At 73.4% G+C, this 7770-nt stretch carries 8 protein-coding genes and 1 pseudogene; 5 read left to right on the top strand and 4 right to left on the bottom strand.

Features of this window, described 5'->3' with window-relative positions; genetic code table 11:
* Positions 1–739 (top strand): agmatine deiminase family protein (locus ACIQOV_RS17530; protein ID WP_401049412.1); only part of this gene is annotated, 739 nt, incomplete at its 5' end.
* A gap of 123 nt (positions 740–862) precedes the next feature.
* On the opposite strand, the gene ACIQOV_RS17525 is transcribed toward ACIQOV_RS17530, so the two are convergent.
* Complete coding sequence (locus ACIQOV_RS17525; RefSeq protein ID WP_401049410.1) at positions 863–1516, bottom strand: TetR/AcrR family transcriptional regulator; 654 nt, start codon at positions 1514–1516, stop codon at positions 863–865.
* A 142-nt stretch (positions 1517–1658) separates the two neighbouring features.
* On the opposite strand from ACIQOV_RS17525, the gene ACIQOV_RS17520 reads away from it, so the two are divergent.
* A complete protein-coding gene (locus ACIQOV_RS17520) occupies positions 1659–2846 on the top strand; it encodes an agmatine/peptidylarginine deiminase (RefSeq protein ID WP_401049408.1) in 1188 nt (395 codons plus the stop codon).
* Between the two features lie 93 nt (positions 2847–2939).
* Here the strand turns inward: ACIQOV_RS17520 and ACIQOV_RS17515 are convergent, their stop codons facing one another.
* From ACIQOV_RS17515 to ACIQOV_RS17505, 3 genes are all read right to left on the bottom strand, one after another.
* Positions 2940–4100, bottom strand: coding sequence for an agmatine/peptidylarginine deiminase (locus tag ACIQOV_RS17515; RefSeq protein WP_401049406.1), 1161 nt, complete (start codon positions 4098–4100; stop codon positions 2940–2942).
* Between the two features lie 84 nt (positions 4101–4184).
* The gene (locus ACIQOV_RS17510) at positions 4185–5222 is read right to left on the bottom strand and encodes an agmatine/peptidylarginine deiminase (RefSeq protein WP_401049405.1); all 1038 of its coding nucleotides are present in this window, start codon (positions 5220–5222) and stop codon (positions 4185–4187) included.
* A gap of 230 nt (positions 5223–5452) precedes the next feature.
* Positions 5453–6031 carry a TetR/AcrR family transcriptional regulator gene (locus tag ACIQOV_RS17505; protein WP_359898998.1) on the bottom strand — a complete coding sequence of 193 codons (579 nt, stop codon included), beginning with the start codon at positions 6029–6031 and terminating at the stop codon, positions 5453–5455.
* 203 nt (positions 6032–6234) lie between these two features.
* Here ACIQOV_RS17505 and ACIQOV_RS17500 point away from each other — a divergent pair, with 203 nt between their 5' ends.
* The 3 genes and pseudogenes from ACIQOV_RS17500 to ACIQOV_RS17490 form a co-directional block, all read left to right on the top strand.
* Positions 6235–6738: an RNA polymerase sigma factor gene (locus ACIQOV_RS17500; protein ID WP_097234875.1), complete on the top strand. Its 504-nt coding sequence runs from the start codon at positions 6235–6237 to the stop codon at positions 6736–6738.
* On the top strand, positions 6735–7562 hold the full coding sequence (locus ACIQOV_RS17495; RefSeq protein WP_401049402.1) for a zf-HC2 domain-containing protein: 828 nt from the start codon (positions 6735–6737) through the stop codon (positions 7560–7562). The genes ACIQOV_RS17500 and ACIQOV_RS17495 overlap by 4 nt, the downstream gene beginning before the upstream one ends.
* Positions 7563–7608: 46 nt before the next feature.
* Positions 7609–7770 (top strand): annotated as a pseudogene (locus tag ACIQOV_RS17490) (ABC transporter ATP-binding protein); the annotation flags it as partial.

Here is a 7770-nt window from a genome sequence, read left to right as displayed (position 1 = left end):
GGGGCTGGCCGGGGTCGACTTCAACTTCAACGGCTGGGGCGACAAGCAGACCCACGCCAATGACAGCCTGGTCGCCCGCTACCTCCTCGACCACTACCGCATCACCCGCATCCAGGCGCCGATCACCGGCGAGGGCGGCGGCATCGAGGTGGACGGCGAGGGGACGCTGATGGCCACCGAGAGCTCCTGGGTCAACGGCAACCGCAACCCCGGCAAGTCCCGCGACCAGATCGAGGCGAGCCTCAAGGACCTGCTCGGCGTCGAGAAGGTGATCTGGTTCCAGGGCGTCGCCGGGCAGGACATCACCGACTGCCACGTCGACGCCCTCGCCCGCTTCGCCGAGCCGGGCACCGTGGTCCTGCACCGTCCCGCCGCCGACGCCCCGCCGGACGTCTGGACCACCGCCTCCGCGCAGGCGCTGCAGGTGCTGCAGACGGAGACGGACGCCCAGGGCCGCACGCTCAAGGTGGTCGACCTCCCCGAGCCCGACACCGCCCGGATCCCGGGCGCGGGCAAGGACTTCCTGGCCACGTACATCAACTACTACGTCTGCAACGGCGGCGTCATCGTCCCGCGCTTCGGGGACCAGGCCGCCGACGACCGGGCGGCCGGCGTCCTCGGCGACCTCCACCCGGGCCGCAAGGTCACCCAGGTCGGCATCAACCACATCGCCTCGGGCGGCGGGGGCATCCACTGCGCCACCCAGCAGCAGCCCGTGGCGCCCGGCTCCACCCCGTGACCGGTCGGGCTCCGGAGGGTCGGGCGGCGCGGGGGCGGGCGGCGCGGATCGGGCTCCGGACGGTCGGGCTGCGGACGGTCGGGTGACGCGGGTCCGGGCGGCGTACGGTCCCTCCGCGGACCGTCAGGCGCCGGACGGCCGGGGGGCGGACGACAGCGATTCCAGCAGGGTCCGCAGCACCCGCTCGGCGTCCACCGTCCCGTCCAGCGACCCGATGGCGGCGAGCCCGTCCACGGCGGCGGCGAAGGCCTCCCCGAGCGGGACCGGGTCGCCGCCGTCGCCGCGTTCCTCCAGCAGGCAGCGGAACAGGCCCACGAAGGAGGCCCGCCAGCGCGCGTACTCGGCCTCCAGGCTCGCGCGGACGCGTTCGTCGTTGAGGGCGAGCCAGTGCAGGGCGGCGTGCAGTCGGGCCAGGTCGGGGCTCTCGGGCCGGGTGAGCAGCGTCAGGACCCGCTCGGAGCGCTCGGCGTAGCCGCCGGGGCCGGCGACCGCCTCCTCCAGCGGCGTGATCCACTCGGGCCGGATGTCCGCCACGACCGCGACGATCAGGTCGGTGCGGTCCGCGAAGTGGTAGTGGCACATCCCGTGCGAGACCCCGCACAGCGCGGCCACGTTGCGGGTGGTGAACCGCCCGGCGCCGTCGCCCGCGAGCAGGGTGCGGGCCGCCGCGATCAGCCGGGCCCGGGTCTGCTCGCCCTTGGCGGAAGCGCGGGTCCGGCCGGGGCCGCCCGCCGCGGAGGCCGTTCGTGCGGCCGTGCCTGTCGCCTGTGTCGCCATGGCCGTCACTGTAACGACCGGGGGAGTGCCGCCGGGGCGCATCGGGAACGATGGCTGCGCAAAGTATTGACCGAGCGCTTGGCCAGTTTTACCTTTTCGGTCAACTGCTGCACAAGCAGCGGACGTTGACATGGAGGCAGTGATGGACGACCGCTCCAGAACCGGGACGACGGCCGCGGAGGGGCTCGGCCGCCGCCGGTTCCTGACGGCCGCCGGGATCGTCGTCGCCGGCACCGCGCTGACCACCGCGACCGGCGGGCCGGCCCAGGCGGCGCACCGAGGCACCGCCGCGGGTGCCGCCGCCGACGCCGGCCTCGCCGCGGGCTTCCGGGTGCCGCTGGACACCGTCCGGCACACCCGCACCTGGATGGCCTGGCCGGACAGCAGCACCATCTGGCGCAACAAGCTCGGCGGTGTCCAGTCGAACATCGCCCTCATCGCCAGAACCATCGCGAAGTACGAGCCGGTCACCATGTGCGCCAACCCGGCCGGTGTGGCCAAGGCACGGTCGATGTGCGGCTCGACCGTCACCGTCATCGGGGACGTCCCGGTCGACGACTGCTGGATGCGCGACACCGGCCCGGTCTTCCGCACCGACGGCGCGGGCGGCCTGGACACGATCGGCCTCAACTTCAACGGCTGGGGCAACCACCAGAACCCGCACGGCAACGACGCCCTGGTCGCCCGGGGCGTCGCCGCCTACCTCGGCCTGCCGTTCACCGCCGCCGGGCTGGTCGCCGAGGGCGGCGCCATCGAGACCGACGCGGCCGGGACGCTGATGGCCACCCGGAGCAGCATCCTCAACGCCAACCGCAACCCCGGCATGTCCCAGGCCGCGGTCGAGAGCGCGATGTGCGCCGCCTACGGCGCCACCAAGGTGATCTGGTTCAACGGTGTCGCCGGCCAGGACATCACCGACGACCACGTGGACGCCACCTCCCGCTTCCTCGGCGCGGGGACGGCCGCGGTCCAGATGCCGCTGGCGAGCGACACCGACGCCTGGTCGAACGACGCACGGCAGCAGTACCGGATCCTGACCACCTCCACCAGCGCCCAGGGAACTCCGTTCGGGGTCAGCCAGATCCAGGGGCCCGACTACAACCTGATCCGCTCGACCGACCCCAACTTCGTCGGCTCCTACGCCAACTACTACCTGTGCAACAACGCGGTGATCGCGGCGCAGTTCGGCGACACCAAGGCCGACAGTGCCGCCCGGGCCGCCCTCGCCCGGATGTTCCCCGGCCGCACCGTCGAACAGCTGAACATCGACATCCTGGGCGCGGGCGGCGGCGGGATCCACTGCGTCACCCAGCAGCAGCCCGCGGCGTGAGGCGGTGGGGCCGGGTCCGGCCCGCCGACCGGACCCGGCCCCGGGCGCCGGGCCGACCCTCCGGCCGACCCGGGGAGCCGGCCCGGCGCCCGCTCAGCCCAGGGCGGGGATGTCGTGGGTGGCGCAGTGGATGCCACCGCCGCCGGCCGCGATCGCGTCGATCGTGACCGGCACGATCTCCCGGCCAGGGAAGTACTGCTTCATGATCTGCTGGGCCCGGTCGTCGGCCCTGGCATCGCCGAACTTCGGCAGGTAGACGCCCTTCGTGCCGATGTAGAAGTTCATGTACGAGGAGACGAAGGCGTCACCGCGCCCGGTGATCCTGTCCGGGTCCGGCTGCTGGAGCTCCACCACCTGGAGCTTGCGGCCCGTCGCGTCGGTGGCGTCCTTGAAGACGGCGCGGGCCTGGTCGGCCGAGCGGGACCAGACGTCCGGCGGGGTGCCGGGGAAGGCCTGGTCGAGCAGGACGACGCCGGGGGCGGCGAAGCGGGTCAGGCAGTCGACGTGGGCGTCGGTGATGTCCTTGCCCTTGACGCCCGCCAGCCAGATCACCGTGCTCACGCCGAGGACCCGCTTCAGCTCGGCCTCGACCTGGTCCCGGGTCATGCCCGGGTTGCGGTTGTCGTTGACGACGGAGCTCTCGGTCACCATCAGGGTGCCCTGGCCGTCGGTCTCGAAGGAGCCGCCCTCGGCGACCAGCCGGGTCTCGACCCGCTCCACGCCGTACTTGGCCAGCACCGTCCGGGCGACCTTGGCGTCGTTGCCGCGCTGCTGCTTGCCGCCCCACCCGTTGAAGTTGAAGTCGACGCCCTTGACCGTGCCGCCCTCCTCGACGAACACCGGCAGGGTGTCCCGGGCCCACAGGTCGTCGACGGCGATCGGCACCACCTCGACGGCCGAGCCGCAGGCCTTCCGGGCGGCGTCCTGCTGCTCGGGGCGGGCCATCAGCACGACCGGTTCGCGCGCCGCGATGGCCTGGGCCAGGCCGGCGACGTCCCGGCGGACGTCCGGCAGCTGCTCGCCCCAGATGTTCTCGGAGGCCGGCCAGGACATCACGGTGCGCAGGTGCTTCTCCCACTCGGCGCCGAAGCGGCGCACACCGGGGGTGCCGCCGGGCTGCGGGGGCGGCAGGGTGGCGCCGTCCTCGATGCCGTTGGGGTCGCAGGCGGTGAGGCCGAGGGTGAGGGCGCCGACGCCGGCGCCGACACCGGCGAGGCGGCGCATCAGGGTACGGCGGGACAGGGCAGGGGACATACGGGCACTCCGGCTGTGGTGGTCGGTGCGGTGGACAGGACGTGCGGTACGGAGGCTGCGGCTGCGACGCAGGCCGCCCGGTGGCTACGGCAGCGGTTCGTGCATGGTCGAGCAGTGGATGCCGCCGCCGCCGGCCATCAGGCGGTCGACGTCGATCTGCACCACCTCGCGGCCGGGGAAGGCCGCGGCGAGCGTCTCCCGGGCGGCGGCGTCCTTGTACGCGTCGCCGAACTCGGCGGTGATGACGCCCCCGTTGACGAGGACGAAGTTGAGGTAGGAGTCGACGAACGTGGAGCTGCGGGAGCGGACGGTGTCCGGGCCGTGCACCGGGACGACCTGCAGGCGGCGGCCCCGGGCGTCGGTGGCGGCGGAGAGGATCGCGAACTGCTCGCGGGCGTCCCGCGCCCAGGAGTCGTTGCGGTCCGCCGGCGGCAGCTGCACCATCACCACGCCTGGGCGGACGAACCGGGAGGTCACGTCCACGTGGTCGTCGGTGATGTCCTCGCCCCTGATGCCCGGCAGCCAGATCATGGTGTCCGCGCCGTAGGCCTCCAGGACGGACTCCTCGATCTCGGCCCGGCTCATGCCGCGGTTGCGGTTCTTGTTGACCAGGCTGCTCTCGGTGGCCATCACCGTGCCGTCGCCGTCGGTCTCGATCGCGCCGCCCTCGCCGACGAAGTCCGCGTAGGTGTGGCGCAGGCCGCGGCGGGCGGCGAGGCGCTCGGCGACCCGGGCGTCGTCGTGGTGCACCTGCTTGTTGCCCCAGCCGTTGAAGTTGAGGATCACCGCGTCCAGGCCGCCGTACCCGTCCCGGCGGAACACCGGCGCGGTGTCGCGCATCCACAGGTCGTCGGTGGGGATGGCGGTGATCACCTCCACCCCGGAGCCGCACCGGGACCGGGCCTTGCCGGCGGTCCAGTCGTCGGGGGCGCACATCACCACCGGCTCGAACTCGGCGATCGTGCGGGCGATCAGGGCGATGTCCTCCTGGACGCCGCCCAGGCGCAGTCCCCACACGCCCCTGCGGGAGGGCCAGGACATCCAGGTCCGCGCGTGCGGGACGTCGTCCGCCGGCACCCAGGGGTACGGCCCGGTGGAGCGGTCGTCGGGGTAGTGGGTCATGAGGGTCTCCAGATCGTGCGACGGTGCCGGGAAGGGCGCCGAGGGCCGCCGGATCCCACTCTTCGCGCCGCGACGCGGTGGCGCACCACGGGGACGGGCCGGCGGCAGCACCCTTCCTGCGGCTTCAGGCTCGCACTGACTGAAAGTTCAGTCAAACCCATGGGCGCGCCATAACGCATCCTTGACGGGCTCCCCGCGCAGCGTGACAAGCCCTGTGCGGTCCGTACGGCTCAGGACCCGAGCCGGGCCACCTCGACCTCGATCGCCTCGGTCAGCAGGGTGCGGGCGTGCGCCAGCGGCAGGCTGCCGCTGAGCCAGCGCGTGCTCAGCCCCTCCAGCAGCGCGGTCAGCCGCTCCGCCGCGCCGGCCAGCGCGACCGCCGAGGCCATCGGCCGCACGTCGCCGAGCAGTTCCGCGACCTCCTGCACCCAGATCCGGGTGGCCCGCGCCAGGTCCTCGCGCAGCGTCTCGTCGAACACCGCGCTCGCCCGCAGCTCGCCCCAGGCGGTGCTGTTCTCCCGCACCTCCGGGGTGTCCTGGAGCTCCAGCAGCAGCGTCTGCTCCAGCTCCTCGCGGGGCGTCAGCGGCGGGGCGTCCTCGGCGCGTTCGGTCGTGTACCGCTCCGCCCGGTCGTTGATGAACTCCAGCGTCTGCCGGAGGATCCCCGTACGGTCCTTGAAGTGGTAGTAGATCAGCGCGGTGGACACACCCGCCTCGGCCGCGAGCTCCTCCACCCGCAGTCCGCGCACCCCGCGCCGCGCGATCACCCGCGCCGCTGCTTCCATGATCGACGTTTTACGACTGGCCACGATCCACCACCTTACCGGCGGCGCGGGCGCCGGTCCCGCCCTCCGGCTGACCGACCGATCAGCCGGAGCCGACGGCCCGGGCGCGGAATGTGGCGCAGGTCACGCCGGATCCAGAACCCGGGCGCCGGATCTCGCGTCTGGCTGGTGTGAGATCACGCAGGAGAGCACTGGACGAGGTGGACGAGGAGCGCCTCCTCCGGCTGGTGGCCAGGGGAGACCGCGGGGCGTTCGACGAGCTGTACCGGCGTACGTCGCCATGGCTGGCGGTGCGGCTGCGCCGCCGCTGCGCGGACGAGCAGATCGTCGCCGAAGTCATGCAGGAGACCTATCTCGCGGTGTGGCGCGCGGCCGGCGCGTTCGCCGGGAGCGCGGTCGGCGGGACGGCCGTCGGGTGGCTGTGGACGATCGCGGCACGCCGCCTCGTCGACGCGTTCCGGCGCCGCGCCCACCACGCCGAACCGCCGGTCGCCGCGGCCGAGCGGGCGGTGGTGCCCGCGGCGGAGGAGGAGGCGCTCGCCGGGACCGTCGGCGGCGACGTCGGCGACGCCCTGAGACGGCTGGCGCCGGAACTCCGCGAGGTACTGCAGGCCACGGTGCTCGACGGGCTCTCCGTCCGGGAGACCGCCGTCCTGCTCAGACTGCCCGAAGGCACGGTCAAGACCCGTGCCCGTCGGGCCCGGATCGCGATGCGGGAGGCGCTCGCATGAGTACGGAACACGCGTCCAGGCAGTTGATCGACGACTACGCACGTGGCGCCACGACGATCGCGGCGGACACGGTCTGGGCACTGGAGGCCCACCTGGAGACCTGCGCGCCGTGCCGGAGCCGGCTGGCGGCCTCCGTGGCCACCGGGGTGCCCGGCATCGCCGCGCTCGTCGACACCGTCCGGGCCGGTCTGGAACCGCAGTTGGACGCGGCGGTCACAGTGGCCCCGCGGCGGTACCGGCCGGGATGGGTGTCGTCCTGGCTGACGCCGGTGATGACCCCGTGGCTGGCCATGACCGCCGTCGTCACCCTGGTGGCGCTGCTGCTGGACGCGGTCGCGCCGTCGGAGCGCTTCGGCGGCTCCTCACTCGTGTCGCTGATCGCGCCGGTGCTGCCGCTGTGCGGCGTCGCCGCGTCGTGGTCCAGCGGCCTGGACCCGGCACACGAACTGACCGCCTCGACCGCCCGGGCCGGTCTGCCGCTGCTGCTCAGGCGCACCACCGCGGTCCTCGTGGTGGTCCTGCCCCCGCTGCTGCTGGGGGGATGGCTGACCGGGACCATGACGGCCGCGCAGTGGCTGCTGCCCTCCCTGGCCTTCACCTCCGCCGCCCTGGCACTGGGCAGCGTGGTCGGGGTGACCCGCGCCGCCGTCGGGCTGGCGCTCGCGTGGGGCGCCGTCGTCCTGGCCCCCGCGTCGCTCACCGGTCGCGTCCCCTCCGTCCTGCAACTGGCCCTGCAACCGGACCGGTTGCCCCTGTGGGGGCTGCTCCTCGCGCTCGGCGCCGGTGCCGTGATCGCCCGCAGGGACGCGTACTCGACGCTGTGAAACCCATGTCCACCCTCGAATGTCCACCATCGAAAGGGACCACCGCATGACACCCGTGACGAGCGCGGCCGACACCGCGCCGAAGACCTACGCCTGGGAGATCCGGGCCGACGGCCTGAAGGTCCGCGTCGGACGGAACACGATGGCCGTCGACGGCCTCGACCTCTCCCTGGGCATCGGCGCCCACGGCCTCCTGGGGCCCAACGGG

The sequence above is a fragment of the Kitasatospora sp. NPDC091257 genome, assembly GCF_044757675.1.
In the GTDB taxonomy this organism is placed as follows: domain Bacteria; phylum Actinomycetota; class Actinomycetes; order Streptomycetales; family Streptomycetaceae; genus Kitasatospora; species Kitasatospora lactacystinica.
This window is presented reverse-complemented; position numbering and strand designations above follow the sequence as displayed.